Here is a 26,301-nt window from a genome sequence, read left to right as displayed (position 1 = left end):
CGGCTGGCCGTATCGGGCCCGCCGGCTGGTCTCTGCGCGCCAGGGCGCAGGGGCTTTCAGCGCAGCGCCTGGGCGCGAAAGGCCGAGGGCGTCATGTGCCGGTGCCGGGAGAACTGGCGGGTGAAGTGCGCGGCATCCGAAAAGCCGCAGCGTCGGCCGATCTCGGCCACCGAGAGGCCCCGCCAGCGCTGCTGCGCCAGCAGGCCGGCGGCGGCTTCCACGCGCAGCGCCATCAGCGTGGCCAGATAGCCCGGGCCGCCGGCCGCCATCGCGCGATGCAGGGTGCGCAGCGAAACGCCGGCATCGGCGGCCACTTCGGCCGCGGTCAGCCCGGGCTGCATGAAGCGGGCGCGCAGCGACGCCATGGCGCGCTCGTGCACGGGCTGCAGGGAGGGCGTGCGTTCCAGGGGCGCACCATCGCCCGGGCCATCGGCCAGGAGGGAGAGCAGGCCGCCGATCTGCGCCTCGATCAGCTCGTCCTGCGCATGGCTTGCGCGCTCGGCCAGCGCGCGGGGCACCAGCATTTCCTTGATGCCGCGCAGCGCCAGGCCGTATCCGGCGCTGCACGGCAAGGCGCGGCCGATCAGCCGGGACGCATCCGGCACCCAGTGCTCCACCCAATCGATGGGCAGCTCGATCGACAGGTCGTCGAGCCCCGCGCCGAAGTCGAAGACATAGGGCTGCCGGGAATCGATGAGGATGGAGTCGCCCGGCTGCAGCCGGCTGGCGATGCCGGCCTGGGTCGCGCGCCACGGCTGCCGGGGCTGGGAGATCAGGTAGTAGGCGTTGTGCCGCCCCTGGGCGATGTCGCGCTCCGATCGCACCACGGTCTGCGGCGCGCCCCGGGCCTGGTGCGGCAGGATGCGCCGCAGGGCGCAGCGCTCGATGCGCGCGTGGAAGCCCTCGCGCTGCAGCGGCACCGCGTCCATCTCCAGCACGGCGTCATGCAGGGCATCGCGCCAGCCGGGCAGCCGCAGGGGTTCGTGCAGGCTGTCGGTGGACCAACTGAGCAGGTTTCCCATGGCGGATCTCCGGTCTTCATCCTCATCGTGCAGTCCCGCAGGTCAGCAGGCGCATGCGGCCTGCACAGCGGTGCCGGCAAGGATAGCGCGCCCGGGTCATGCCTTGAGGCCTGGCTTCTGCGGGAGGCCATGAGCAGACGGCAGGCAGCCCAGCCCCTGCAGCGTGGCGCGCACGGCCTCGTCCAGCGGCGTGTGCGGCTCCTCGCCCAGCACGGCGCGCAGCCGCCCGCCCAGCAGGCGCACCGGCTGGCGCCAGAGGTAGCGCATCTCGCGCATCTCCCGCAGCGTGGCGACGAAGGGCGAGGCCAGCGCCACCAGCCACCACGGAAACGGCCGGACCGGGGGCGCCGCGCCGCCCGCGTGCTGCGCCGCCACGCGCTGGATGGCGGCGGCCATCTGCGTGCCGTCGGCATCCCAGTGGCCGGCCATGTGGAAGGCGGCGAAGGGCGGCAGGCCGGCGCGCCGCTCCAGCAGCAGCGCCATGGTGCGCGCCACGTCGGGCAGGTAGGCCCACTGGTGGCCCGTGCCGGGCGCAGCGGGGTTGCGCACCACCGCCACCGGCCTGCCGGGCCGCACCAGACCCTGCGCGAACCAGTTGTTGCCGGCCCGGGGCCCGAAGAAGTCGCCCGCGCGCACGACGATCACGCGGCAACTGCGCTGCAGCGGGTGTTCCACCGTGGCCTGGCGCAGTCGGCGTTCCAGCTCCACGCGGAGCGCGCCCTTGCGCGTCAGGGGCTGCTGCGGCGCATCTTCGTGCAGCGCGCCGAAGGCGCCGGGCCCGTAGTTGTAGACCGTGCCCGGCAGCACCACGGTGGCGCCTTCGGCCTGCGCGGCGGCGATGGTGTTGTCCACCATGGGCAGCACCAGCTCGTTCCAGCGGCGGTAGCCGGGCGGGTTCACCGCATGCACGATCACCGCGCAGCCGCGCGCGGCGGCCAGCACGTCGCCGCGCTGCATCGCATCGCCGCGCAGCCAGGTGATGCCCTCGCTCTGCCAGCGGGCGGCGCCGGCCGGTGCTTCTGGCGGCAGGCTGCGGCGCAGCGCGCGCACCTGCCAGCCCCGCTCGCGCAGCTGGCGCGCCACCTCGCCGCCGATGCCGCCCGTGGCCCCCAAAACCAGAACCGTCGTGCCGTCTGCCGTGTCGTCTGCCATGTCCGTGCTCCTGGAAGGAATGAATCGATGAAGGAATGGCGCCAGTCTGGGTCTGCAGCTGTCAAAAGGAAATTGCCTAAAAAAGTGGGGTGGCTATACATTGGCGTATGGATTCGCCCCGTACCCACGACATCGGCTGGGAGCTGTACCGCTCCTGTCTCGCCGTGCTGCGCGAGGGCTCGCTCTCCGCGGCGGCCCGCGCCCTGGGCCTGACCCAGCCCACCATCGGCCGCCACATCGCGGCGCTGGAAGAGGCGCTGGGCCTGGTGCTCTTCACCCGCTCGCAGCAGGGCCTGCTGCCCACCGAGGCGGCGCTCGCGCTGCAGTCCCACGCCGAGGCCATGGGCCATGCGGCGGCGGCCCTGGTGCGCGCCGCCCATGCGCAGGGCGGCGGCGTGCGCGGCACGGTGCGCGTGAGCGCCAGCCACGTCATCGGCACCGAGGTGCTGCCGCCCGTGCTGGCGCGCCTGCAGGCCGAACACCCGGAGCTGACCGTGGAACTGGCGCTGAGCGACCGCATGCACGACCTGCTGCAGCGCGAGGCCGACATCGCCATCCGCATGGCCGAGCCTCGCCAGGAGGCGCTGGTGGCGCGCCGCGTGGGGGCCGTCGATCTGGGCCTCCATGCCCACCCCGACTACCTGCGGCGCCAGGGCACGCCGCAGTCGCTGGCCGATCTCGAGGGGCACCGGCTGATCGGCTTCGATGCGGAGACGCCCTTCATCCGCTCGGCGCGCCAGCGCTTTCCCGCGTGGCAGCGCGAGCGCTTCAGCCTGCGCAGCGACAGCGACCTGGCGCAGCTCGCCTGCATCCGCGCGGGCCTGGGGCTGGGCATCTGCCAGACCGGGCTGGCGCTGCGCGCGCCGGCCCTGGTGCGCGTGCTGCCCGGAGATTTCGCCTGGGGCCTGGAGACCTGGGTGGTGATGCACGAAGACCTGCGCCACAGCCCGCGCTGCCGCGCCACCTTCGATGCGCTGGTGGCGGGCCTGCAGCGGTATCTGGCCGATGGGGCGGGCGTACCGGCATGAAAGGGCGAAGGAGACGGTTCCGGCGGGCGCTCGCGGCCCGTCGCTGGATGGCGCGAATCGGGGCGGTGAAAGGCTAAGGCCGTGCATGCGCATCGAGCCCGGCCCATGCGGCGCACCCGAGGACTCCCTCATTCCCATGGCGCTGCTACGCGATCCCCTGCGGGACCGCGAGCACGTTCTCAGGTCTGCAGGCCTGCCGCTGCCAGTGCGCTCGCCCGCAGGCAGCTCCCACAAATGAAATGGATGGATCGCGTCCCGGGGCAAGACGCCATTCCATGGGCCGTTATCTGCGGGGCCGCAGCACGCTAGAGTGCAGCGAAGCGGTCCGTCGCGTCCAGCAGGCGGCCCAGGATGCCGGGTTCGGTCCAGGCATGGCCGGCGCCCTCGACCAGGTGGAACTCCGAACCTGGCCAGGCCTGGTGCAGGGCGTGCGCATAACGCGCCGGGCAGGGCATGTCGTAGCGGCCATGCACGATGACGCCCGGAATGCCGGACAGGCGATGGGCCTCGCGCAGCAGCTGGCCGTCTTTCAGCCAGGCGCCATGCATGAAATAGTGGTTCTCCAGCCGGGCGAAGGCCAGGGCGAAGTGGGCGTCGGCATGCTGGTCGTGATTGGCGGCGCTGGGCAGCAGCGTGATGGTCTCGCCCTCCCACAGGCTCCAGGCCAGGGCCGCTTCTTGTCGGCGCGCCAGGTCCGGGCCCGTCAGCAGCCGGTGGTAGGCCGCCATCATGTGGCCGCGCTCGGCCTGCGGCACAGGTGCCTGGAAGCGCGCCCACTTTTCGGGAAACATCTCCGACACCCCGTACTGGTAGTACCAGTCCAGCTCGGCCTGGGTCACGGTATAGACCCCGCGCAGCACCAGTTCGCTCACGCGTTGCGGGTGCTTCTGTGCGTAGGCCAGTGCCAGGGTCGAGCCCCAGGAGCCCCCGAACACCAGCCAGCGCTCGGTGCCGGGGCGCAGCTGGCGCAGGGCCTCGATGTCATCGACCAGATGCCAGGTGGTGTTGGCCTCCAGCCCCGCGTGCGGTGTCGAGCGGCCGCAGCCGCGCTGGTCGAACAGCAGCAGGTCGTAGCGGGCCGGGTCGAACAGGCGCCGGTGCTCTGGCGAGATGCCGCCGCCTGGGCCGCCGTGCAGGAACACGGCCGGCTTGGCTCCGGGCGTCCCCACTCGCTCGTAGTACACGCGGTGGCCGTCGCCCACGTCGAGCAGGCCGGTCTCGTAGGGTTCGATGGCGGGGTAGAGCGCGCGGGTTTCAGGCATGGCGAGTGTTGGGGTGGGCAGGGAGCCGGAAGTATCGCCGGGGCGAGGTGCTCAGCCGGCCGATAGGCCCTTGCGCTGCCGCGCCACCTGGCCCACCAGCTCCCACACGGCCTGGGCCATGGGCGCCAATTCGCGGTGCCGGCGCCGGGCCAGCACGATCTCGCGGTCCACGCGCGGCACGAGCGGGCGCACGGCCAGGCGCGGTAGGCCTTCGGGCGGCACGGCCAGGGTGGGGATCACGGAGATGCCCAGTCCCGCATCGAGCATGCGGAAGATGGTGGTGGCATGGCCCACCTCCTGCGCCACGGCGTGCGGCACGGCCTGCGCAGCCAGGGCCTGGTCGATCAGGCGGCGGCTGCCGGAGGCATGGTCCAGCAGCACCAGCGATTCGCCGGCGAGGTCTGCCCAGCGCACGCGGGCCTTGGCCGCCAGCCGGTGGCCGGGCGGGCAGGCCAGGCAGAACGGGTCGGTCAGGATGGGCTCGCAGTGCAGGGCATCCCGGTCGCTGGGGTCGATGACCACGCCGAAATCCACCTCGCCCGAGAGCACGCTGGCCAGCACGTCGTTCTGGATGCGGTCGAGCAGCAGCAGCTCCACGCCCGGCAGCGCTTCGCGGCAGCGGGCGATGCATTCGGGCATGAGGTGGGCCGACAGCGTGGGGCTGCTGGCCACGCGCACGCGGCTGCGGCGCGCGCTGCCCATGCCGCGCACGTCCAGCAGCATGCCTTCGAGCTCGTCGAGCAGGCGCGGCAGGCGGGCGGCCAGGCTGCGGCCGGCCTCGGTCAGCTCGACCTCGCGCGTGGTGCGGTGCAGCAGCTTCAGGCCCAGCTGGGCTTCCAGCTCGGTGATGGAGCGGCTCACGGCAGGCTGCGTCAGCCCCACCGCATCGCCCGCGCGGCTGAAGTTGCGGGTGGCGGCCACGGCCTGGAAGACATGCAGCTGGCGCAGGGTGACATTCATGCGCTGCGATCATAGAACCATCACAAGAATCCATTTCACTTCTAGATGGCGATGGGTTCCAATCGGCGCATTCCCATTCTTTCCGATGTGAGATCCGCCATGGCCCGCCCCCGCTTCCTGCCCGACAACTACGTGCTGGCGCTGCTTTCCACCGTTGCGCTGGCCAGCGTGCTGCCGGCCTCCGGCATGGCCGCGCACGTGTTCGAGAACCTGACCATCGCCGCCATCGCGCTGCTCTTCTTCCTGCACGGCGCCAAGCTCTCGCGCGAGGCCATCGTGGCGGGCCTGTCGCACTGGCGGCTGCACCTGCTGGTGATCGCCTGCACCTTCGTGCTGTTCCCGCTGCTGGGCTGGGCGCTGCGGCCGGTGCTGGAGCCGCTGGTCACGCCCGAGCTCTATGCCGGCGTGATCTACCTCTGCGTGCTGCCGGCCACGGTGCAGTCGGCCATCGCCTTCACCGCCATGGCGCGGGGCAACATGCCGGCGGCCATCTGCAGCGCATCGGCCTCCACGCTGCTGGGCATCTTCATCACGCCCATCCTGGTCAACCTGCTGATGCCGCAGATGGTGGTGGGCGCGGGCGGCGGCCAGCACCCCGATGCGCTCGCCGGCATCGGCCGCATCATGCTGCAGCTGCTGGCGCCCTTCGTCGCGGGCCACCTGCTGCGCCCCTGGATCGGCGGCTTCGTCAAGCGCCGCGCCTCGGTGCTCAAGCTGGTGGACCAGGGCTCCATCCTGCTGGTGGTCTATACCGCCTTCAGCGCGGCCGTGATCGAAGGCCTGTGGCAGCAGATTCCGCTGACGGCGCTGCTGGGCCTCTTCCTCGTGTGCGGCGTGATCCTGGCGCTGGCCATCACCTCGTCCACCCTGCTGGCGCGCCGGCTGGGCTTCTCGAAGGAAGACGAGATCACCATCGTCTTCTGCGGCTCCAAGAAGAGCCTGGCGAGCGGCGTGCCCATGGCCAACGTGCTGTTCGCACCCCAGGCAGTGGGCGCCATGGTGCTGCCGCTGATGCTGTTCCACCAGATGCAGCTGATGCTCTGCGCGGTGCTGGCCCAGCGCTATGCGCGCCGGCCCGAGGCCCAGGCACCGGCGCAAGTGCCTGCCGCCGCATCGGCCGCGCCCCGCGGCTGACCGGTCCGCCTGCCGGCTACACGCCTGCCTGCTGGTGCCGCCATTCCTGCGTGCGGCCGCCATAGCCGTAGGCGGCGGCCCGCGCGTCGATGAGGTGGACGTAGCTCACTTCGTGCAGGCGCGGCAGCAGCGCGGCGAATGCCGCGTGGATGTCGCGCAGGTAGAGCGCCTTTTCGGACTTGGTGTTGGTTTCGTCGGTGATGCTGATGTCCAGATGGAAGGCGCTCTGACCCAGCTCAGCCAGCGAGGTGCCGCCCACGAACCAGTGCGCTGCGGGAATGAACTGCACCGAGGTTGCGATGACCGGCAGCTGCTTGCTCAGCACGCGCTGAGTGACTTCGGCGACCGCAGCTGCGGCGCGCCGTGCGAGCGCGGCATCCGGTTCGCCGCTGAGGTGGATGACGATATGGGGCATGGCAACTCCTGTCAGTGATAAGAAACGAGCCCGGTGGGGGCTGAGACGGATTCTGGGCTTGTGCCATCCATCGGAAAAGCGGGATGATCCGATGGAAGCCATCGATAAAGCCGTTGGATGATCCCCGCACCATGCATCTTTTCTCCCTCGATCAGCTCAGATCCTTCGTCGCTGTGGCCGATGCCGGAAGCCTCACGGCCGGGGCGCCCCGCGTGTTCCTCTCGCAGTCCGCCGTGAGCGAGCAACTGCGCAAGCTCGAAGAGCATGCGGGGCAGCCGCTGCTCGTGCGTTCCAGGTCCGGCGTGGTGCCCACTCCGGCGGGCCAGCGGCTGCTGGCCCATGCGCGGCAGCTGCTGGCGATGAGCGAGGCGGCCTGGCTGGACCTGCGGGACGCTGCCCTGCGGGGCAGTCTGCGGCTGGGCGTGACGGATTACTTCCGCCCTGCCGAACTGGCCGCGCTGCTGGCGCGTCTGCAGATGCGCCACCCCGGCGTGCGGCTGCAGGTTTCGGTGCAAAAGAGCGGCAGCATCGAGGCCGGTTATGCGCGGGGCGATTTCGACGTGGGCCTCACCATGCGCCTGCCCGGCGCGGCGGGAGCTGCCGGCTCCGGGGGCCTGGTGCTGCGGCGCGAGCCGCTGCAGTGGATGGGGGCGGCGCACGCAGGGGATCGCCCATGGCACGGAGCGAACGAGCCACTGCGCCTGCTGGCGCTGCCCGACACGTGTTCGCTGCATCAGTTCACCGTGGCCCTGCTTCGGCGGCGCGGTGTGCCTTTCGTCGTGGCCCTGGAGGCTTCCGGTGTGGCGGGCCTGCAGTCGGCGCTGGCCGCTGGCCTGGGGGTGGCCTGCTTGAATGCGTCGGCTTCGTGCGAAGGGGTGCAGGCGCTGCCTTCGGGCTGCAAGCTGCCTGCGCTGCCTCAGGTCCGCTTCGTGCTGCTGCCTCCACGCGCGGGCGAATCCGAGTTCGTGCAGCGTGCGCGGCAGCTGCTGCAGGAGGATTTCGGCTAGGGCGCCGTGATGGCCGTGGTTCTGCGCAGTCGTCAGGCCGCCTCGGCAGCGGAAAGCCCGGAGACTGCCAGCCGCCAGCGGCCTGTTGCGCGCAGGCCCCGGGCGTTCCTCAGGCTGCTTCGCGCAACGTCTCCATGTCGATCACGAAGCGGTAGCGCACGTCGCTCGTGAGCATGCGTTCGTAGGCGGTCTCGATCTCGTCCATGCGGATGGATTCGATATCGGCCACGATGCCGTGCTGGGCGCAGAAGTCCAGCATCTCCTGGGTTTCGCGGATGCCGCCGATCAGCGAGCCCGCCAGGCGCCGGCGCTTCATGATCAGGCTGAACACGTTGGGCGAGGGATGGGGGCTGGCCGGTGCGCCCACCAGCGACATGGTGCCGTCGAGCTTGAGCAGCGCGAGGAAGGCGTCCAAGCCGTGCGGCGCGGCGACGGTGTTCACGATCAGGTCGAAGCTGTTGGCATGCGCGGCCATCTCGTCTGCGTTCTTCGAGACCACGACTTCATGCGCGCCGAGCCGCTTGGCGTCCTCGCGCTTGGAGTCCGAGGTGGTGAACAGCACCACGTGCGCGCCCATCGCGGCGGCGATCTTCACGCCCATGTGGCCCAGGCCGCCCAGGCCCACGATGCCGACCTTCTTGCCCGGGCCGGCGTTCCACTGGCGCAGCGGCGAATAGGTGGTGATGCCCGCGCACAGCAGCGGCGCCACTTCGGCCAGCTGCGCCTCGGGGTGGGTGATGCGCAGCACGAAGCTCTCGCGCACCACGATGTGCGCCGAATAGCCGCCGAAGGTGTTGGCGCCCGTGCCCTGCTCGGGGCCGTTGTAGGTGCCGGTGAAGCCGTTGTCGCAGTACTGCTCCAGGCCCTGCTCGCAGGGGGCGCAGTGCTGGCAGCTGTCCACCATGCAGCCCACGCCGACGATGTCGCCGACGCTGAACTTCGCCACCTTCGGGCCGACGGCCGTGACGCGGCCCACGATCTCGTGGCCGGGCACGCTGGGGAACTGGGTGCCGGCCCACTCGCCGCGCACGGTGTGCAGGTCGGAATGGCAGACGCCGCAAAAGAGGATGTCGATGGCGACGTCGCGGTCGCCGGGCGTGCGCCGCTCGATGGTGCGCGGGGCGAGCGGCGTGGTGGCGGACTGTGCGCCGTAGGCGAGGACGGAGTGGCTCATGGGGGGAATGTGGAAATCTTGTTGTGGATTGGGGCGCCACGTTAGCGGATGGGGGGCGCGGGCGCAGGGCGCCGGGGCATCGACCTCCGGCGGCCTGCGGGCTCTGCGGCGGGGCCCCGCACCGGGGGCGGCACCCTGTGTTATGCGGCCAGGCCGATGCGGCCCGGGGCTGCGGCCTGCCGCCTACTTCTGCGGCGGCACTTCGTTGCGCTGCTCGTGCGCCTCTTCCTCGCCGGGCGGCACCTCGAGGCGGTCATTGCGGACCTCCTTCATCAGCTTCTCGCCGTCGGCGTCGGTGCCATCGAGCGGCACGTCGCGCTCCTGGGTGATTTCCGGTTCGTCGTGGGCGGGTGAGGTGGGCGGGGTGCTGGACATGGCGGCTCCTGGGGCAAGGGGGACGGCTTGGAAAGAAGCCTTACCTTGCACCCATCCCGGCACCCGCCGGGGTAGGCGGGAGGCGCGGTTTTCAGCCCGCGGGCCCGGCATCCTGCGGTGCGCCGGCCGTGCGCAGCCGGCTCGGCGCCAGGGCACCCGCCGAATCCAGGATGGGATAGGCGATGGAGCAGATGTGCGAGTTGATGCGCTTCAGTTCGCTGATGAGGTCGATGTGCAGCGAACTGGTCTCCATGCTGTGGACGGTCTTGTCCGCCAGGCGCACCAGATGGGTGGCGGCGTAGGCGCGCTCCAGGTCGCGGAAGCGGGCTTTCTCTTCCAGCAGCTTCTGCGCGTCGCGCACGTTGCCGTTGAGGAACACGCTCATGCCAAGGCGCAGGTTGCCCACCAGGCGCTGGTGCAGCTCGGTGATCTCGGCCATGCCGGCTTCGGAGAACTGGCGGCCCTTCTTGATCTTCTTGTCCTCGATGTCGATCAGCACGCGCTCGATCACGTCGCCCACCTGCTCCATGTTGATGGTGAAGCTGATGATGTCGGTCCAGCGCCGGCTTTCTTCCTCGCCCAGCGCCTCGCGGGAGATCTTGGTCAGGTAGTACTTGATGGACGAATACAGCTCGTCCACCTCGTCGTCCATCTTGCGCAGGCGCTCGGCCTGCTGCAGGTCGTTGCGGCGGATCACGTCCATCACGCCGGCCAGCATGGTCTCGACCACGTCGGCCTGGTAGAGCGCCTCGCGCGTGGCGCAGGCGATGGCCAGCGACGGGGTGCTGAGCGCGGACGGGTCCAGGTGCTGCGGGCGCAGGCTCTGCGCGCCGGCCGGCTTGGGCAGCAGCCGCGTGACCCAGTGCGCCACCCATTGCGTGAAGGCGATGAAGCCCAGGCTGATGACCACGTTGAAGGCCAGGTGGAACAGCACCACGCCCTGCGCCATGCCGGGCAGCAGCGGGTGGACGTGGCGTATCCAGAGCCCGGTGAAGGGCGCCACCAGCAGCACGCCCATGAGCTTGAAGGCCAGGTTGCCCACGGTGACCTGGCGCACCTCGACCGCCGACTTGGCCGTGGTCAGCACCGCCAGCAGGCCGCTGCCCAGGTTGGCGCCCAGCACCAGGCCCAGCGCCACGTCCAGCGGCACCACGCTGGAGGCGGCCATGGCCGCGATCAGCAGCACGATGGCGAGGCTGGAATAGGCCAGCACCGCCAGCAGCGCGCCCATGAAGACTTCGAGCACGATGTCGCTGTTGAGCGAGCCCAGCATGGCGCGGATGATGGGCGAGGCCAGCATGGGGCCGCTGGCCTGCACCACCATCTCCAGCGCCAGCAGCATCAGGCCCAGGCCGATGAGCACGCGGCCCACGCGGCCGGCGGTGCTGGCCTGGCGCGTGATGAACAGCACCACGCCCACGAAGATGAAGAGCGGCGACAGCCACGACAGGTCGAACGAGAACAGCACCGACATGAGCGCGGTGCCCACGTCGGCCCCGCGCATCACGGCCAGCGCGGCCGGCAGGGTGATGAGGCCCTGGCCCACGAAAGACGAGGTCATCAGCGAGGTGGCGGTGCTGGACTGCACCAGCGCCGTCACGCCCATGCCCGAGAGCGCGGCCGAGAAGCGGTTGCCCATGCTGCGCGCCAGCATGCTGCGCAGGTTGGCGCCGAACACGCGCAGCACGCCGGTACGCACCAGGTGCGTACCCCAGACGAGCAGCGCCACGGCTGCCAGCAGATTCAACAGATGCTTCATGGACGAAAGAACGGACCCGCCAAGCTACCAACCCTCCACCGGAGAATGCGACGCACGGCCATGCCCTGAAAAAGGGGGGCCGCGCCATGGGTGCAGCATACTCCTGATTCGATAGCGCACCCCCCGCCTGCGGGGCGGGCTGGCGCCCGGTGCGGCGATGGCGGCCAGGCACGGGCCGGGGGCGGAATGATGCGCCCGATGCGGGCGCGGCGGCGTAGTCCTGCGCCGATGAAGCCCGGCCGTGCGCGTGGCCGGTGTGGCGGGGCGCCGGGCTTTTCTGGGGCTGAAAGTGCCTGCAGCCCAGGTGAATTAAGCGCCTTATGCTATTAAAAGATGAGCGTATCCACGGCGCCGCCGCCACTTCAGTCGATCAGCTGCCCGCCGTCGTGGAACGGATACGGCCCTTCGTAGCGCCCGCTGGCCGCCAGGTGCGAGACCAGCCGCCCGCCGGCCGGCAGCGCATGCACGGCGTAGCCGGGCGGCTCCAGCGTCCAGGCCGAGGGCGCGTCGGGCGCCAGGTCCAGGCAGACCTGGTGGGCGGGCGAGGGCACGGTGAGCGCCAGGCTGCCGCCGAAGCGCACCTGGATGCTGCGGTGCAGGTGGCCGCAGATCACGCGCTCCACGTTGGGGTGGCGGGCCACCAGGGCTTCGAGCTCGTCCGCGCCCTGCAGCAGGCCGATCTCGTCCATGTGGCCGATCAGCGTGCGAAAGGGCGGGTGGTGCATGGCGATGACCACCGGGCGGTCGCGGTGCGCATCGAGCTGCGCGGCCAGCCACTCCAGCCGTTCGGCGCAGAGGCTGCCTTCGCTCGCGCCGGGCACCACGGTGTCGAGCGCGATGAGCTGCATCGCGCCCACCGGCACGCTGTACTGCACGAAGCCTTCGGTGCCCAGCCAGGCGTGCTCGGGAAAGCTCGCGCGCAGCTGCTGGCGCTCGTCGTGGTTGCCGGGCAGCAGGTAGATGGGCAGGGGCGCGAGCGGTGCCAGCAGCGCGCGCAGGTGGTCGTATTCGGCGGCGCGGCCGAAGTCGGTCAGGTCGCCGGTGATGACCACGGCATCGGGCCGCTGCGGCAGGCGGCCGATGCTGGCCACGGCCTCGCGCAGATAGGGCGCGGTGTCGATGCGGCCATAGGCCAGGCGGCCGGGTTCGCGGATGTGCAGGTCGGAAAGCTGCAGCAGGAGGGTGTGGGGTGCGGGTGCGGTCATGGGTCAGGCAGCGGCGTGGGCTTCGTCGTTCAGGGGCATGAGGCGGTGCGGGGCGATGCGGATGGCGACCGTGTCGCCGGCCCGGGCGGCATGGTCGCGGGCCACGTCGGCGCGCAGCGGGGCCTGGCCGGGCACTTCCAGCGTGAGCTGCACGCGGTCGCCCAGAAAGCTGCGGTGCGTCACGTCGGCATGGCCCCAGCCGGGCTGGCCGAGCACGGTGGGTTCGACCTCCACGTCTTCCGGGCGCACCAGCCAGGCGCTGCAGGCCGGGCCGGGCGGCACGGGCAGTTCCAGCCCGCCCAGGTCGATGCAGCTGTGCCGCCCCGCGGTGGGCCGCGCGAGCCGGTTCACCCGGCCCAGGAACGAGGCCACGAAGGGGTGGGCGGGCGTGCGGTAGAGCGTCTCGCCGTCGCCCACCTGCACGATGCGGCCGGCCTGCATCACGGCCAGGCGGTCGGCGATGGCGAGGGCCTCCTGCTGGTCGTGCGTGACGTGGATGGCGGTGATGTGCAGGCGGCGCAGCAGCTCGGCGAGTTCATCGCGCAGCGACTCCTTGAGCTTGGCGTCCAGCGCCGTGAGGGGCTCGTCCAGCAGCAGCACGCGCGGGCGCACGGCCACGGCGCGGGCCAGGGCCACGCGCTGGCGCTGGCCGCCGGAAAGCTCCGCCGGGCGGCGCTTCTCCAGGCCGGTGAGGCGCACCAAGTCGATCAGTTCGCCCACCGTGCGGCGGCGCTCGGCCTCGGGCACGCCGCGGATCTTCAGGCCATAGCCGATGTTGCCCTCCACCGTCATCTGCGGAAACAGCGCGTAGTGCTGGAACACCATGCCCACGCCGCGCCGCTCGATGGGCAGCTGCGTCACGTCGGTGCCGCCGAAGGCGATGCGGCTGCCGGCGTCGGGCGCCTCCAGCCCGGCGATCAGGCGCAGCAGCGTGGTCTTGCCGCAGCCCGAGGGGCCCAGCAGGGCCAGCACCTCGCCGGGCTCCACGGCCAGGTCGGTGGGATGCAGGCCGCGCGCGCCGCCGGCATAGGTCTTGGCGCACTGGACGATGTCCACGCGCGTGCGTTCGAGTTCAAGTGCCATGGTGTTTTTCGATGAAGTTGCCGACGGCCTGCAGGCCCCAGAGCACGGGCAGGATGACGAGCAGGAAGACGAGGGTGTAGGCCGAGCCGACCTCGATGCGCATGGAGGCGTAGCTGTCGGCCAGCCCCACGGGCAGGGTGCGGGTGAGCGGGGTGTGCAGCATCCATGTGAGGTTGAATTCGCCCACCGAGAGCGTGAACACCATCAGGCTGCCCGCCACGATGGCCGGCAGCACCGCCGGCACCAGCACGCCCAGGAAGCGCTGCGCAAAGCCCGCGCCCAGCGAGCGCGCGGCCTCTTCGAGCGAGCGCAGCTCGTCCTTCTGGAAGGCCGAGCCCACGGTGCGCACCATGAAGGGCAGGGTGAAGATCATGTGCCCGACCAGGATGAAGGCGAAGCTCTGGCGGAAGCTCGACAGCTGCCCGTAGGCCAGGATCAGCGCCAGCGCGCTGGCCAGGCCCGGCACCGCCACGGGCAGGGTCAGCAGCTCCTCGAAGAGCCGCGCCCAGCGCGAGCGGCTGCGCGCCAGCGCATAGGCGCAGGGCACGCCCAGCAGCAGGTTGCCCGCCACGCACAGCAGCGCGAGGGTGAGCGACCAGGTCACGGTGCTGCCGTAGTTCTCCCACACCTCGCCCAGCCAGCGCAGCGTGAAGCCGCTTTGCAGGCCCACGCTGTAGTTGTTGACCAGCCCGGCCATCACCGAAAGGGCGATGGGCGCGGCCATGAAGAGGGCCACCAGCGCGGTGAGGGCCACCAGCGCCCAGGGCGCCTGTCTTGCGTTTCTCATCGTGGCTCTCTCTCAGAAGGCGGACGTGCCGGCCCAGCGGCGCGAGAGCCAGAGCACCAGCCAGGTGATGAGCCCCAGCGCGATCGACAGGCTGGCCGCCAGCGCGAAGTTGGCGTAGTTGGTGAATTCGTCGTAGATGGTGATGGGCAGCACCTCGAACTTGGCCGACAGCGTGAAGGCCGTGCCGAAGGCGCCCATGGCGGTGGCGAACACGATGGCGCCGCAGGCCAGCGTGGTGGGCGCGAGCGCAGGCATCCACACGTCGCGCGCCACGCGCCAGCGCGAGGCGCCGAGCGAGCGGGCGGCCTCTTCGAGCTGCGCCTCCATGGCGCCGGCCGCCGCCGTGTAGGTGGCGATGGCGCGCGGCAGCGAGAAGTAGAGGTAGGCCAGGAACAGGCCCAGCAGGCCGTAGGCGAAGGTGATGCGGCCCAGGCCCAGCGCATCGGTGAGCCCCGCCAGCGTGCCCTGGCGCCCGCCCAGCAGGATCATGAAGAAGCCCACGATCACGCCGGGGAACGAGAGCGGCAGCGTCAGCAGCGACAGCAGCAGCTGCCGGCCGGGAAAGCGCTGGCGCGCCAGCGTGATGCCCACCAGCGCGCCCAGCACCAGCGTGGCCAGCGTGACGGCGAGCGACAGGCCCAGCGTCTGCAGCAGGCTCTGCAGGTAGCGGCCGTTGGTCAGCACCGCGAAATACGTCGCCCAGCCCTGGCGCGCCGGCAGCGCCAGCAGCAGGGCCGTGGGCAGCAGCCAGAAGGCCGCGAAGAACGCCACGGCCGGCGCAGCGCACGCAGCCAGCAGGGCGCGCGAGGGGGCGAAACCGCCGTGGCCTGCGCTCATTTCACTTCCTGCAGGTAGCGGTCGGAGAACGCCTTCTGCACGGCGGCCATGCGGCCGTAGTCCACCGTCCTGGCGCGGGCGTATTCGCTGGCGGGCAGGAAGCGGGCCTGCACGTCGGCGGGCATGGCGGCGGCGCGCACCGGGCGCAGATAGGCCTTGGCCCAGATGGCCTGGCCTTCGTCGGAGAGCACGAAGTCCAGCACCTTCTTGGCGTCGGCGGCATGGGGCGCCTTGGCGACCAGGCCCATCACGTAGGGCACGGCCACCGTGCCTTCGGCGGGGATCACGAACTGCACGTTGGCGCCGTCCTTGTACTTGGCGCGGTAGGCGTTGAAGTCGTAGTCCAGCAGGATGGCGATCTCGCCCGAGAGCACGCGGGCGTAGGCGGTCTGCTTGGGCACGATGGGGTCGTTCTTCTGCAGCGCCTTGAAGTAGTCGATGCCGGGGCCGAAGTTATCCAGCGTGCCGCCGCGCGCCTGGTTGGCCGCCACCGCGCCCACATAGCCCACGAAGGCCGAGGCCGGGTCCAGGTAGCCGATCAGGCCCTTGTATTCGGGCTTGAGCAGGTCGGCCCACGACTTCGGGACCGGCTTGCCCTTGAGCGCATCGACGTTGACCATGAAGCCCAGCGTGCCCGAGTGGATGGTGAACCAGTGGCCGGCCGGGTCCTTCATGCCGTCGGGAATGTCCTGCCAGTGGGCGGGCTGGTAGGTGCCCAGCAGGCCGTCCTTCTGCGCCTGGATGGCGAAGGTGACGCCCAGGTAGGTCACGTCGGCCACGGGGCTGGCCCGCTCGGCAGAGAGCTGCGCCAGCGACTGGCCGGAGTTCTTGTTGTCGGGCGGCACCGTGACGCCCGTCTTGGCCTTGATGGCCTTGAGCTGCGTGCCCCAGTCGGCCCATTCGGGCGGGCAGTTGTAGCAGATGGCGGTCTGTGCCAGGGCGGCGGCAGCGCTGGCGGCCAGGCCCAGGGCCAGGGCCGTGTGGCGGGCGATACGCATCAAACGGTGTTGCATGGAAAGACTCCTGAAAGGGAAGGAACGGGAGAGGGGGACAAAGCGGAAAAAGAGGGCGGCGCAAGGCGCTAGCTGCCCGCCATCGCGGCGGCGCAGGATTCGCCTTCGCGGAAGTGGTGCGGCAGCGTCAGGCTGGCTGCGGGCCGCAGCGGCTCGGCGCCGGGCTGCAGCGCCTGCACCAGCAGCTCCACGCTGCGCTGGCCGATGTCGGCATTGGGCTGGGCGATGGTGCTGAGCGTGGGCGTGAGGTCCTGCCCCAGCGCGATGCCGTCGAAGCCGGTGATGCTGATCTGCGCAGGCACGGCCAGGCCCGCCAGGTGCGCCGCGCGCAGGCTGCGGATGGCCAGCAGGTCGTTGGAGCAGACCAGTGCCGTGGGCCGCCCGGGCGCCTGCAGCCGAGCGGCGATCTCGCTGACGGCGGTCTCGACGAAGGGCACTTCCAGCACCGTGCCCAGGCCCAGACCGGCGGCGGCCATGCCGCGCTGGAAGCCCCGGCAGCGCTGCTGCGCCCGGTCGGAGGCGGCCAGCTGCCCGCTCACCATGGCGATGCGCCGGTGGCCCAGGCCTGCCAGGCGCGCCACCAGATCGGCCACGGCCTGCTCGCTGTCCACCGACACGCAGGGGTGGGCCGCATGGCGGTTGTAGGCCAGCACGTAGGGCAGGCCGGCTTCGGCCAGCCGCTGCAGCGCGGTGGAGGTCTCGGGGCTGGAAACCACCAGCACCATGCCTTCGACATTGGCGGCCAGCAGCTGCTGCACGGCCTGGTCTTCCTGCGCCACGCGGTAGTCGGTGGTGCAGGGCAGGATGGCGTAGCCGGCCTGGGCCGCGGCGCGCGCGATGCCGCTGAAGGCTTCGGCGAACACCGGGTTGAGCAGGGTGGGCAGCACCACGCCGATCACGCGGCTGCGCTGGGTGCGCAGCGTGCGGGCGCTGGCATTGGGCAAGTAGCCGAGCTGGCGCGCCACCTCGCGCACCTGGTCGCGGGTGGCGGGCGTGACCTTGTCGGGCAGGTTGAAGACGCGTGAAACGGTGGCGACCGAAACGCCGGCCTGCCGTGCCACTTCCTGGATGCTCATGGGGCTATGCCTCGTCTGCGGGGTGATGTAAACGTTTACATTGAAGCGCAGCGCTGTGACGCCCTCATGACATGGCGGGCGGCCCCGCCCGGGGCGCGGACGAAAAAAAGGCCCGCGATCGGCGGGCCTGGGGAGCAGGGGTTGGGGGCCTTGCGGCGGCGTCAGCGCGACCGCTTGACCCGCAGCAGCTCATCGGCGATGAGGCAGATCGCCCCCACCGTGATGGCCGCATCGGCCAGGTTGAAAGCCGGGAAGTGCCAGCCGCGCGCGTGCACATCGAGGAAGTCCACCACGTAGCCATGCATCATGCGGTCCACCACGTTGCCGATGGCGCCGCCCAGGATGCTGGAGAGCGCGAAGCAGAACAGCTTCTGCCCCGGATGGGCGCGCAGCTGCCAGACGATGAAGAGCGCCGCCGCCACGCCGATGCCGGTGAACGCCCAGCGCTGCCAGCCGCCCGCATCCGCCAGGAACGAGAACGCCGCGCCGGTGTTGTGCGCCCGCACGATGTTGAAGAAGCTGGTGACGTAGGTGGCGTCGCCCAGCCGGTAGTAGCCCAGGATCAGCGTCTTGGTGAACTGGTCGGCCACCAGCAGCAGCACGGCCCAGGCGAGCCAGGGCCAGACCGAGCCGCCCTTGGCGGAGACGGCGGAAGCGGAAGGTGCGCGGGCCATTTATGCGTGCTCCCGGTGTTCGCCGCTGCCGTAGAGGTTGCTCACGCAACGGCCGCAGATGGTGGGGTGGGCCGGGTCCTGGCCCACGTCGGCGCGGTAGTGCCAGCAGCGCTCGCACTTGGCGTCGGAGGAGGCCTTGACGCCGATGGAGAGCGCGTCGCCTGCTACCAGTTCGATAGCGGAGGTGATGAACACGAACTTCAGGTCGTCGCCCAGGCTGGCCAGCAGCGCATGGTCTTCCGGCGCGGCGGTGAGCGTCAGGTTGGTCTGCAGCGACGAGCCCACCTGGCCGGTGGCGCGCAGCGCCTCGATCTCCTTGTTCACCACGTCGCGGATGGCGCGGATGCGCGTCCACTTGGCGGCCAGGCCTTCGTCGGCGCCGGCGATGGGGCGGTAGGTCTCCAGGAAGATCGATTCGGAGCTGCCGAAGGTCTTCCAGGCCTCTTCGGCCGTGAAGGAGAGGAAGGGCGCCATCCAGCGCAGCATGGCGTGCGTGATCTGGTGCAGCGCGGTCTGGGCGCTGCGGCGCGCCAGGCTCTTGGGGGCCGTGGTGTAGAGGCGGTCCTTGAGCACGTCGAGGTAGAAGCCGCCCAGGTCTTCCGAGCAGTAGAGCTGCAGCTTGGCGACCACGGGGTGGAACTCATAGACCTGGTAGTGCGCCAGCAGGTCGGCCTGGAACTCGGCCGCGCGCGTCAGCGCGTAGCGGTCGATCTCCAGCATCTGGTCGAACGGAACGGCGTCCTGCGCCGGGTCGAAGTCGCTCACGTTGGCCAGCAGGAAGCGCAGCGTGTTGCGGATGCGGCGGTAGGCGTCCACCACGCGGGCCAGGATCTTGTCGTCGATGCCCAGGTCGCCCGAATAGTCGGTGGAGGCCACCCACAGGCGGATGATCTCGGCGCCCAGCTTGCCGCTCACCTGCTGGGGCGAGACGGTGTTGCCCAGCGACTTGCTCATCTTCTTGCCCTGGCCGTCCACCGTGAAGCCGTGCGTGAGCAGGCCGCGGTAGGGCGCGCGGCCGAAGATGGCGCTGGCCAGCAGCAGCGAGGAATGGAACCAGCCGCGGTGCTGGTCGTGGCCTTCCAGGTACAGGTCGGCCTCGGGGCCGCTGTCGTGGTGCATGCCGGCGTGCGTGCCGCGCAGCACGTGCCAGAAGGTGGAGCCGGAGTCGAACCACACTTCGAGGATGTCGGTGCTCTTGGTGTAGTGGGCCGCATCTTCGGCGCCCAGGATCTCCTCGGCCGTCACGCGGCTCCAGGCCTCGATGCCGCCGGCTTCGACGATGGCGGCGGCCTGGTCCATGATCTCCATGGTGCGCGGGTGCAGCTCGCCCGAATCCTTGTGCAAAAAGAACGGGATGGGCACGCCCCAGCTGCGCTGGCGCGAGATGCACCAGTCGGGCCGGCCGGCGATCATGTCGCGCAGGCGGGACTTGCCGTTCTCGGGGTAGAACTTCGTTTCCTCGATGGCGGCCAGCGCGATCTGGCGCAGGGTCTGCGCGGGCTTCTGGGCCGGGTCGGTGAACACGCCTTCGCCTTCGTCCATGCGGATGAACCACTGGGCGGCGGCGCGGTAGATCACCGGCGTCTTGTGGCGCCAGCAGTGCGGGTAGCTGTGCGTGATGTCCTTGGTGGCCATCAGGCGGCCGGCGTTCTTCAGCGCCTCGATGACGACCGGCACGGCCTTCCAGATGTGCAGGCCGCCGAGGAGGGGGAAGTCGGCCGCGTAGGTGCCGTTGCCCTGCACGGGGTTGAGGATCTCGTCCAGCGCCATGCCGTGGGCCACGCAGGAGTTGAAGTCGTCCAGGCCGTAGGCGGGCGAGGAATGCACGATGCCGGTGCCGTCGTCGGCCGTGGCGTAGTCGGCCAGATAGACGGGCGAGAGGCGCCGGTAGCCGTAGCTGCCGTCATCGCTGGCCACGTCGTAGAGCGGGTGCTCGAACTCCATCCCGGCGAGCTGCTTGCCCGGGGCGGTGGCGATCACGCTGCCGGCGAGGCCGTAGCGTTCCAGGCAGGCGGCCACCAGCGGCTCGGCCACGAGCAGGATGCGCTCGCCCGTGTCCACCAGCGCGTAGCTGATCTCGGGATTCAGGTTCAGCGCCTGGTTGGCGGGGATGGTCCAGGCGGTGGTGGTCCAGATGACGACGAAGGCGTCTTTCTCCAGCGCGGGCAGGCCGAAGGCGGCGGCCAGCTTCGCGTTGTCGTGCGCCTTGAAGGCCACGTCCAGCGTGGTGCTCTTCTTGTCCTGGTATTCGATCTCGAACTCGGCCAGCGAGGAGCCGCAGTCGAAGCACCAATAGACGGGTTTCAGGCCGCGATAGACGAAGCCGCGTTCCATCACCTTCTTGAGCGCGCGCAGCTCGCCGGCCTCGCTCGCGAAGTTCATGGTCTTGTAGGGGTGGTCCCATTCGCCCAGCACGCCCAGGCGCTGGAAGTCCACCAGCTGCTGGGCGATCTGCTCGGTGGCGAAGGCGCGGCCCTTGGCCTGCATCTCGTCGCGCGGCAGGTTGCGGCCGTGCAGCTTCTCGATGGCGTTCTCGATCGGCAGGCCGTGGCAGTCCCAGCCCGGGGCGTAGAGCGCGTCGAAGCCTTCCAGCTGGCGCGCCTTGGTGATCATGTCCTTGAGGATCTTGTTCACCGCGTGGCCGATGTGGATCTGGCCGTTGGCGTAGGGCGGGCCGTCGTGCAGGATGAACTTCGGAGCCCCCCGGCGGGCGTCGCGCAGGCGCTTGTAGATGCCTTTTTCATCCCATTCCTTCACCCAGCCCGGCTCGCGCTTGGGCAGGTCGCCGCGCATGGGGAAGGGGGTGTCGGGCAGGTTCAGCGTGGCGCGGTAATCCGTGCCGTTGGCGGGGGTGGAGGCGGTGGGGTTCTGTTCGGACATGGCAAGACCTGGGGAGCTTTCCGTGGCGGCTGCCCGGAAGGCGGGGGAAGAGGGGCGGGGCAGTGTGCCGTTCGGCAGCGCCGCCGCAGCGCGGGCCGCGGCGGTGGGCGATCGTCAAATTCGGTCGCGCGTGGTCTGGCGGTGGGTTTCGGCGTGGGTGCTGCCGGCGAAGAACGCCCGCGCGTCGTCGCAGTCCTTGGCGATGCCGGCGGTCAGGGCGTCGAAGCTGTCGTATTTCAGCTCGTCGTGCAGTTTGAGCAGGAGTTCCACGCGGACGATTTTACCGTAGGCCCCTTCCGGGCCCAGGTGGGCGGGCCACTGCAGGCAGTGCGTCTCCAGCAGCACGCGGCCGCCGTTGACGTCGTTGGCGTCGAGCGAGGGGCGCACGCCCAGGTTCGCCACGCCGGGCAGGGGCGCGTCGCCCAGGCCGTGCACGCGCACCGCGAAGATGCCGCTGGCGGCGGGTTTCCAGTGCGAAAAGCGCAGGTTCAGCGTGCGGAACCCGTCGCCCGCGCCCGCGCGGCTGGCGCCCAGGTCGCGCCCGAGCTTGCGGCCGTGCACCACGTGGCCGCTGATGGCGTAGGGCCGGCCCAGCAAGGCGGCGGCGGCTTCCATGTCGCCGCGCGCGAGCGCATCGCGCACGGCCGAGCTGGATACGCGCAGACCGTGCACCTCGTAGCTGTTCATGCGCGCCACGTCGAAGCCGCGCTCGCGGCCGGCCTTGTCCAGCAGGGCGTAGTCGCCCGCGCGCTGGGCGCCGAAGCGGAAGTCGTCGCCCACCAGCACGTAGCGCGCGCCCAGGCCGCCCACCAGCACCTCGTCGATGAAGCCCTGCGCGGGCTGGCGGGCCAGGCTTTCGTTGAAGGGCAGCACCACCGTCTGCTGCACGCCGCAGGCGGCGAGCTCGGCCAGCTTGTCGCGCAGCGTGCCGATGCGGGCCGGGGCCAGCTCGGGCCGCTGCAGGGCGGCGGCGAAGTAGTCGCGCGGGTGGGGCTCGAAGGTGAGCACGCAGCTGGGAACGCCCCGGTGCGCGGCCTCGCTGTTGAGCAGCGCCAGCATGGCCTGATGGCCGCGATGCACGCCATCGAAGTTGCCGATGGTGAGCGCGCAGGCCGGCGCGATGCCGGGGTGTTGGAAGCCGCGGAAGATCTTCATCCGTTTGCTCTGTTTTTGATAGCGTTAAGCGCAGGCGCAACAAGCGCTGGACGCCAATTTGTCATGAAAGGAGTATATTGTGCGCCAGGGATGTGCTGGATGAATGACGCTGCGGCGCTTCGTTCTGCGGCCTCCCCGGGTGGCTTGGCAGGCCACCGCGAGACATCAGCGTTCCGATTCTTGTGAATTTCAGCAGGAGGCGTGTTGTGAAGGTCTTGAAGTTGTCGGCCCAGGGGCTGCCCCAGTCGTGGATCTCGCTGGAGCAGGCGGTGATCCACTACGCCGCCGGCGAGGTGCGCTGGGAATCCGGCGCGCAGGTCGCGCTGTTCCGCGGCGGCCACAACGCCGTCACGGGCGAGCAGTCGGTGATCGCCGTCAACAGCATCATCGGCACCCGGGGCGTGCCGGCCATCAATCCGTACGACCTCAAGCCCACGCTCACCAACAGCAAGCTCTTCGCGCGCGACCGCAACGTCTGCGCCTACTGCGGCGGCCACTTCCACGAGGAAGACCTGACCCGCGAGCACATCGTGCCCTTCGCCCGCAACGGCGTGGACCACTGGATGAACGTGGTCACCGCCTGCCGCCCCTGCAACCACCGCAAGGGCCCGCGCACGCCCGAGCAGGCCCACATGCCCCTGCTCTATGCGCCCTACGTGCCCAGCCTGTGGGAAGACTTCATCCTGCGCAACCGCCGCATCCTGGCGGACCAGATGGAGTTCCTGATGGCGCACGTTCCCAAGTCGTCCCGCCTGCTCGACTGACAGCATCGGGGCCGGGCCAGACCACGGCCCACGGCCCCGCGTTCCTCGCTGCGGCCTGCCGCACTCCCAGGCGGCGATCCGCCGCCTTCCGCTGCCTTCTGCCGCATTCCGCAGCCCGGCCCCGGCCTGCGTGGTTTCCCGTACATGGAGAGCGCGGGGCTAGGGGGATAATTTTTGGCTATCCCTTTCCTGCCATCGCGCCCCGTGACGGGGCGTTTTTTTCGTCTTTTCTCCGATCGGATCGATTCCATGCGCACTGCCGTTTCCCGCCGCCTGGCCCTGGCCACCGTTTCCGCTGCCGCGCTGGCCGGCCTGCCCGCCGTTTCCGCCTTCGCCCAGCAGGCCAAGGAGGTCAAGCTCGGCTATGCGCTGGCCGTCAATTCGCACTACGGCGCGGCGGCCCAGGCCTGGTCGGATTCGGTCGAGAAGGCCACCAACGGCGCGGTGAAGTTCAAGCACTTCCCCTCCAGCGCCCTGGGCGGCGAGCGCGAGCTGATCGAGGGCCTGCAGCTGGGCACGGTCGAAGCCGTGATCGTCTCCACCGGCGCCCTCAGCAACTTCGTGCCCGACGTGGGCGTGGTGGACATCCCCTTCCTCTTTCGCGACACGGCCCATGCCCGCGCGGTGCTCGACGGCCCCTTCGGCCAGGAACTGCTGGGCAAGTTCCAGAAGCGCGGCCTGATCGCGCTGGCCTGGGGCGAGCAGGGCTTTCGCCACCTGACCAACAACAAGCACCCGGTGAAGACGCCCGCCGACCTGAAGGGCCTGAAGATCCGCGTGACCGAGAACCCGGTCCACATCACCGCCTTCCGCACGCTGGGCGCCTCGCCCACGCCCATGGCCTGGCCCGAGGTGATCGGCGCGCTGCAGCAGGGCACGATCGACGGTCAGGAGAACCCCATGTCGGTGATCGTCTCGGCCAAGCTGCCGCAGGTGCAGAAGTACCTCACGCTCACCGGCCACGTCTATGCGCCCATGGCCCTGATCGTGTCGCCCAACTTCTGGGCGGGCCTCTCCGATGCGCAGAAGGCCGCCTTCACGCAGGGCGCCAAGGCCGGCGCGCTGGCCTCGCGCAAGTTCGTGGACGACGTGGAGCAGAAGGGCCTGGCCGAGGTCAAGGCGGCCGGCATGCAGGTCGTGGAGTCGGTGGACAAGGGCGCCTTCCAGAAGGCGCTGGAGCCGGCCTACAAGCAGTACGCCACCAAGTTCGGCCAGAAGACGCTGGACCAGATCGCCAGCGTGAAGTGATGGGCCCGCGGCGGCGTCGGCCGCCGGCCTGCGCCGCAGATCCGTTCCCCTGTGCCCGGCGTGTCCGGGCTTTGTCTTTTCCAGACCCCTCGTCACCACCATGCTTTCACGCTTCGAGCGCGCCCTGGTCGCCGGCAACCGCTGGCTGCTCATCCTCCTGCTGCTGGCCATGGCCTGCATCGTCTTCGCCAACGTGGTGCTGCGCTACACCACGGGCGACTCCATCGTCTGGGCCGAAGAGGTGGCGCGCCACCTGATGATCTGGTGCACCTTCCTGGGCGCCGGACTGGTGCTGCGCTTCGGCGGCCATGTGGCCATCGACAACCTGCACCAGCTGCTGGGCGAGCGCGGCGCGCGCGTGCTGCGCGGCTTCATCGTGCTGGCGCTGGGCGCCTTCTTCCTGGTGATGGCCTGGTTCTCGGTGCAGTACGTCTGGGCCACGCGCTTCCAGACCACTCCGGCCACCGACATCCCCTTCGCCTGGATCTACGCGGCCATGCCGGCGGGCTTCGTGCTGCTCTTCGTGCACCTGCTCTTCATGGCGCGCGGCTACATCCGCGATGGCCGCTACGTCGAATCCGACGAGATGGACGCCGAATCGGCGGCCTCCCTCTGATGGCCCGCCGCAGAACACGCACAAGGAACTGACGCCATGGCCATCACCCTTTTCATCGCCGCCGTCGTGCTGATGGCGCTGGGCTTTCCCGTCGCGTTCGCGCTGGCCATGTCGGCCGCCATCGCGGTCTTCGTGGGCGGGCGCTATCCGCAGCTGATCGTCTTCAAGGAGATGTTCACGGGCATCGACAGCTTTCCGCTGATGGCCGTGCCCTTCTTCATCCTCGCGGCCGAGATCATGTCGGGCGGCGCGCTCACCGTGGTGCTGCTGCGCTTCGCCGCCCAGTTCGTGGGCCACCTGCGCGGGGGCCTGGGGCACGCCAACATCCTGTCGCTCACGCTGTTCTCGGGCATCTCGGGCTCGGCCCTGGCTGATGCGGCGGGCCCGGGCTCGATGATGGTCAAGATGATGGACAAGGCGGGCTATTCGCGCGCCTACGCCGCCGCGCTCACGGCCAGCACGGCCATCGTCGGGCCCATCATTCCGCCCTCGATCATCATGATCATCTACGCGCTGCAGGACGAGCAGGTCTCGGTCGGCGCGCTCTTCATCGCCGGCTTCGCGCCGGGCATCCTCATCGCCGTGGCCATGGCTATCGTCAACTGGCGCGTGTGCGTGCAGCGCGACTACCGCTCGCGCGAGCCGCGCCCGAGCGGCCGGGAGATGCTCGCCAACAGCATCCGCGCCATTCCGGCCCTGATGCTGGTGGTGCTGATCCTGGTGGGCATCCGCTTCGGCATCTTCACGCCGACCGAGGCCTCGGTGGTGGCCGTGTTCTACGCCCTGGTCTGCGGCAAGTGGATCTACCGCACGCTGGAGTGGAAGGCGCTGCCCCACATCGCCGCGCGCTCGGCGCTGCTCACCGCCTCGGTGCTGCTGGTGGTGGCGGCCTCTGCCGCCTTCGCCTGGGTGCTCACGGTGGAAGGCGTGCCGCAGCAGCTGGCCGAAACCATCGTGGGCTGGAACCTCTCGCCCATCACCTTCCTCATCGCGGTCAACATCCTGCTGCTGCTCTTCGGCATCTTCATGGAGCCGCTGCCGGGCGTGATGATCCTGGTGCCCATCCTCGCGCCCATCTCGGCCGCGCTGGGCATCGACCCGATCCACTTCGCCATGGTGGTGATCGTCAACCTCACGCTGGGCATGATCACGCCGCCCGTGGGCGGGCTGCTGTTCGTCACCTCGGTGGCCACCAAGGTGCCGCTGGCGGCGCTCACGCGCGAGCTGCCGCCGTTCCTCGTCGCGCATCTGGTGGTGCTGATCCTGCTGACCTTCGTGCCGGCCATTTCCACCTGGCTGCCGCACGCGCTGGGGTTCTAGGAACGTGTTCACGATCTAAGAACCTGTTTACGATCTTCGACACAGCAAAGCCAAGAATGCCAAGTGGACGAACTGCAAGCTGGTGTTGAGCGACCTCTCGCAGTTCTTCCATAAACGCCTGTTCTTGTCCAACCAGGCAAAGCTGCGCTCCACCACCCAGCGCTGAGGCATCACCTTGAACGCGTGCAACTCGCTTCGCTTGGCGATCTGAACGGTGACGTGCTCGCCCAGGATCTCTTGCACGCCCAGGGCGAACGGCTTGCCCACGTAGCCGCTGTCGCACAGCAGGCTTCGCACCCTGCCCAGCGCAGGTCGGCAGCGCTGCAGCGCCTGCAAGGCTCCTTTGCGGTCCGTC

At 70.1% G+C, this 26,301-nt stretch carries 25 protein-coding genes; 7 read left to right on the top strand and 18 right to left on the bottom strand.

Annotation, left to right across the window (positions count from 1 at the left end):
- Nucleotides 1-56 precede the first annotated feature (56 nt).
- Complete coding sequence (locus tag BM070_RS05090) at nucleotides 57-1,022, bottom strand: helix-turn-helix domain-containing protein (protein ID WP_092938219.1); 966 nt, start codon at nucleotides 1,020-1,022, stop codon at nucleotides 57-59.
- Nucleotides 1,023-1,118: 96 nt separating this feature from the next.
- Entirely contained in the window at nucleotides 1,119-2,174 is a 1,056-nt protein-coding gene (locus tag BM070_RS05085; RefSeq protein ID WP_092938217.1) for an NAD(P)H-binding protein, read from the bottom strand.
- Nucleotides 2,175-2,281: 107 nt separating this feature from the next.
- Here BM070_RS05085 and BM070_RS05080 point away from each other — a divergent pair, with 107 nt between their 5' ends.
- A complete protein-coding gene (locus tag BM070_RS05080; protein WP_092938215.1) occupies nucleotides 2,282-3,202 on the top strand; it encodes a LysR family transcriptional regulator in 921 nt (306 codons plus the stop codon).
- A gap of 305 nt (nucleotides 3,203-3,507) precedes the next feature.
- Here the strand turns inward: BM070_RS05080 and pip are convergent, their stop codons facing one another.
- Together pip and BM070_RS05070 are read right to left on the bottom strand one after the other, a co-directional pair.
- Nucleotides 3,508-4,464, bottom strand: a complete 957-nt coding sequence (pip, locus tag BM070_RS05075; protein ID WP_092938213.1) for a prolyl aminopeptidase — start codon at nucleotides 4,462-4,464, stop codon at nucleotides 3,508-3,510.
- 51 nt (nucleotides 4,465-4,515) lie between these two features.
- Entirely contained in the window at nucleotides 4,516-5,424 is a 909-nt protein-coding gene (locus tag BM070_RS05070; RefSeq protein ID WP_092938211.1) for a LysR family transcriptional regulator, read from the bottom strand.
- Nucleotides 5,425-5,523: 99 nt separating this feature from the next.
- Here BM070_RS05070 and BM070_RS05065 point away from each other — a divergent pair, with 99 nt between their 5' ends.
- Nucleotides 5,524-6,558, top strand: a complete 1,035-nt coding sequence (locus BM070_RS05065) for a bile acid:sodium symporter family protein (RefSeq protein ID WP_092938209.1) — start codon at nucleotides 5,524-5,526, stop codon at nucleotides 6,556-6,558.
- Between the two features lie 16 nt (nucleotides 6,559-6,574).
- On the opposite strand, the gene BM070_RS05060 is transcribed toward BM070_RS05065, so the two are convergent.
- Complete coding sequence (locus tag BM070_RS05060; RefSeq protein WP_092938207.1) at nucleotides 6,575-6,973, bottom strand: 4-oxalocrotonate tautomerase; 399 nt, start codon at nucleotides 6,971-6,973, stop codon at nucleotides 6,575-6,577.
- Nucleotides 6,974-7,104: 131 nt separating this feature from the next.
- On the opposite strand from BM070_RS05060, the gene BM070_RS05055 reads away from it, so the two are divergent.
- Nucleotides 7,105-7,980, top strand: a complete 876-nt coding sequence (locus BM070_RS05055) for a LysR family transcriptional regulator (protein WP_092938205.1) — start codon at nucleotides 7,105-7,107, stop codon at nucleotides 7,978-7,980.
- A gap of 109 nt (nucleotides 7,981-8,089) precedes the next feature.
- Here the strand turns inward: BM070_RS05055 and BM070_RS05050 are convergent, their stop codons facing one another.
- From BM070_RS05050 to BM070_RS04995, 12 genes are all read right to left on the bottom strand, one after another.
- Nucleotides 8,090-9,154, bottom strand: a complete 1,065-nt coding sequence (locus BM070_RS05050) for an NAD(P)-dependent alcohol dehydrogenase (protein WP_092938203.1) — start codon at nucleotides 9,152-9,154, stop codon at nucleotides 8,090-8,092.
- A gap of 183 nt (nucleotides 9,155-9,337) precedes the next feature.
- On the bottom strand, nucleotides 9,338-9,529 hold the full coding sequence (locus BM070_RS05045; RefSeq protein ID WP_092938201.1) for a hypothetical protein: 192 nt from the start codon (nucleotides 9,527-9,529) through the stop codon (nucleotides 9,338-9,340).
- Nucleotides 9,530-9,620: 91 nt separating this feature from the next.
- Nucleotides 9,621-11,288, bottom strand: coding sequence for a Na/Pi cotransporter family protein (locus BM070_RS05040; protein ID WP_092938199.1), 1,668 nt, complete (start codon nucleotides 11,286-11,288; stop codon nucleotides 9,621-9,623).
- Nucleotides 11,289-11,650: 362 nt separating this feature from the next.
- Nucleotides 11,651-12,493: a phosphodiesterase gene (locus BM070_RS05035; protein WP_092938197.1), complete on the bottom strand. Its 843-nt coding sequence runs from the start codon at nucleotides 12,491-12,493 to the stop codon at nucleotides 11,651-11,653.
- 3 nt (nucleotides 12,494-12,496) lie between these two features.
- Nucleotides 12,497-13,576, bottom strand: coding sequence for an ABC transporter ATP-binding protein (locus BM070_RS05030; protein ID WP_092938195.1), 1,080 nt, complete (start codon nucleotides 13,574-13,576; stop codon nucleotides 12,497-12,499).
- The gene (locus BM070_RS05025) at nucleotides 13,566-14,363 is read right to left on the bottom strand and encodes an ABC transporter permease (protein WP_092938193.1); all 798 of its coding nucleotides are present in this window, start codon (nucleotides 14,361-14,363) and stop codon (nucleotides 13,566-13,568) included. The genes BM070_RS05030 and BM070_RS05025 overlap by 11 nt, the downstream gene beginning before the upstream one ends.
- Before the next feature lie 12 nt (nucleotides 14,364-14,375).
- Nucleotides 14,376-15,200 carry an ABC transporter permease gene (locus BM070_RS05020; protein ID WP_092938191.1) on the bottom strand — a complete coding sequence of 275 codons (825 nt, stop codon included), beginning with the start codon at nucleotides 15,198-15,200 and terminating at the stop codon, nucleotides 14,376-14,378.
- On the bottom strand, nucleotides 15,197-16,198 hold the full coding sequence (locus BM070_RS05015) for an ABC transporter substrate-binding protein (protein WP_434803171.1): 1,002 nt from the start codon (nucleotides 16,196-16,198) through the stop codon (nucleotides 15,197-15,199). The genes BM070_RS05020 and BM070_RS05015 overlap by 4 nt, the downstream gene beginning before the upstream one ends.
- A gap of 83 nt (nucleotides 16,199-16,281) precedes the next feature.
- Nucleotides 16,282-17,289, bottom strand: a complete 1,008-nt coding sequence (locus BM070_RS05010) for a LacI family DNA-binding transcriptional regulator (RefSeq protein ID WP_092938187.1) — start codon at nucleotides 17,287-17,289, stop codon at nucleotides 16,282-16,284.
- Nucleotides 17,290-17,450: 161 nt separating this feature from the next.
- Complete coding sequence (gene lspA / locus BM070_RS05005) at nucleotides 17,451-17,963, bottom strand: signal peptidase II (RefSeq protein ID WP_092938185.1); 513 nt, start codon at nucleotides 17,961-17,963, stop codon at nucleotides 17,451-17,453.
- Nucleotides 17,964-20,843: an isoleucine--tRNA ligase gene (ileS, locus tag BM070_RS05000; RefSeq protein ID WP_092938183.1), complete on the bottom strand. Its 2,880-nt coding sequence runs from the start codon at nucleotides 20,841-20,843 to the stop codon at nucleotides 17,964-17,966.
- A 114-nt stretch (nucleotides 20,844-20,957) separates the two neighbouring features.
- Complete coding sequence (locus tag BM070_RS04995) at nucleotides 20,958-21,998, bottom strand: bifunctional riboflavin kinase/FAD synthetase (RefSeq protein ID WP_092938181.1); 1,041 nt, start codon at nucleotides 21,996-21,998, stop codon at nucleotides 20,958-20,960.
- Between the two features lie 206 nt (nucleotides 21,999-22,204).
- Between BM070_RS04995 and BM070_RS04990 the strand changes: the two genes are divergently transcribed.
- From BM070_RS04990 to BM070_RS04975, 4 genes are all read left to right on the top strand, one after another.
- Nucleotides 22,205-22,762 (top strand): HNH endonuclease, encoded by a 558-nt coding sequence (locus tag BM070_RS04990; RefSeq protein WP_092938179.1) that lies wholly within the window; start codon nucleotides 22,205-22,207, stop codon nucleotides 22,760-22,762.
- Between the two features lie 249 nt (nucleotides 22,763-23,011).
- Nucleotides 23,012-24,010, top strand: a complete 999-nt coding sequence (locus BM070_RS04985; protein WP_092938177.1) for a TRAP transporter substrate-binding protein — start codon at nucleotides 23,012-23,014, stop codon at nucleotides 24,008-24,010.
- 100 nt (nucleotides 24,011-24,110) lie between these two features.
- The gene (locus tag BM070_RS04980; RefSeq protein ID WP_092938175.1) at nucleotides 24,111-24,626 is read left to right on the top strand and encodes a TRAP transporter small permease; all 516 of its coding nucleotides are present in this window, start codon (nucleotides 24,111-24,113) and stop codon (nucleotides 24,624-24,626) included.
- Between the two features lie 36 nt (nucleotides 24,627-24,662).
- On the top strand, nucleotides 24,663-25,946 hold the full coding sequence (locus tag BM070_RS04975; protein ID WP_092938173.1) for a TRAP transporter large permease: 1,284 nt from the start codon (nucleotides 24,663-24,665) through the stop codon (nucleotides 25,944-25,946).
- A 27-nt stretch (nucleotides 25,947-25,973) separates the two neighbouring features.
- On the opposite strand, the gene BM070_RS04970 is transcribed toward BM070_RS04975, so the two are convergent.
- On the bottom strand, nucleotides 25,974-26,301 hold a 328-nt coding region (locus tag BM070_RS04970; protein ID WP_139222768.1), incomplete at its 5' end, for a transposase.

The sequence above is a fragment of the Paracidovorax wautersii genome, from assembly GCF_900113035.1.
Taxonomy (GTDB): domain Bacteria; phylum Pseudomonadota; class Gammaproteobacteria; order Burkholderiales; family Burkholderiaceae_C; genus Paracidovorax; species Paracidovorax wautersii.
The sequence above is the reverse complement of the archived record's forward strand: the minus strand, read 5'-3'. Positions and strand labels throughout refer to the sequence as shown.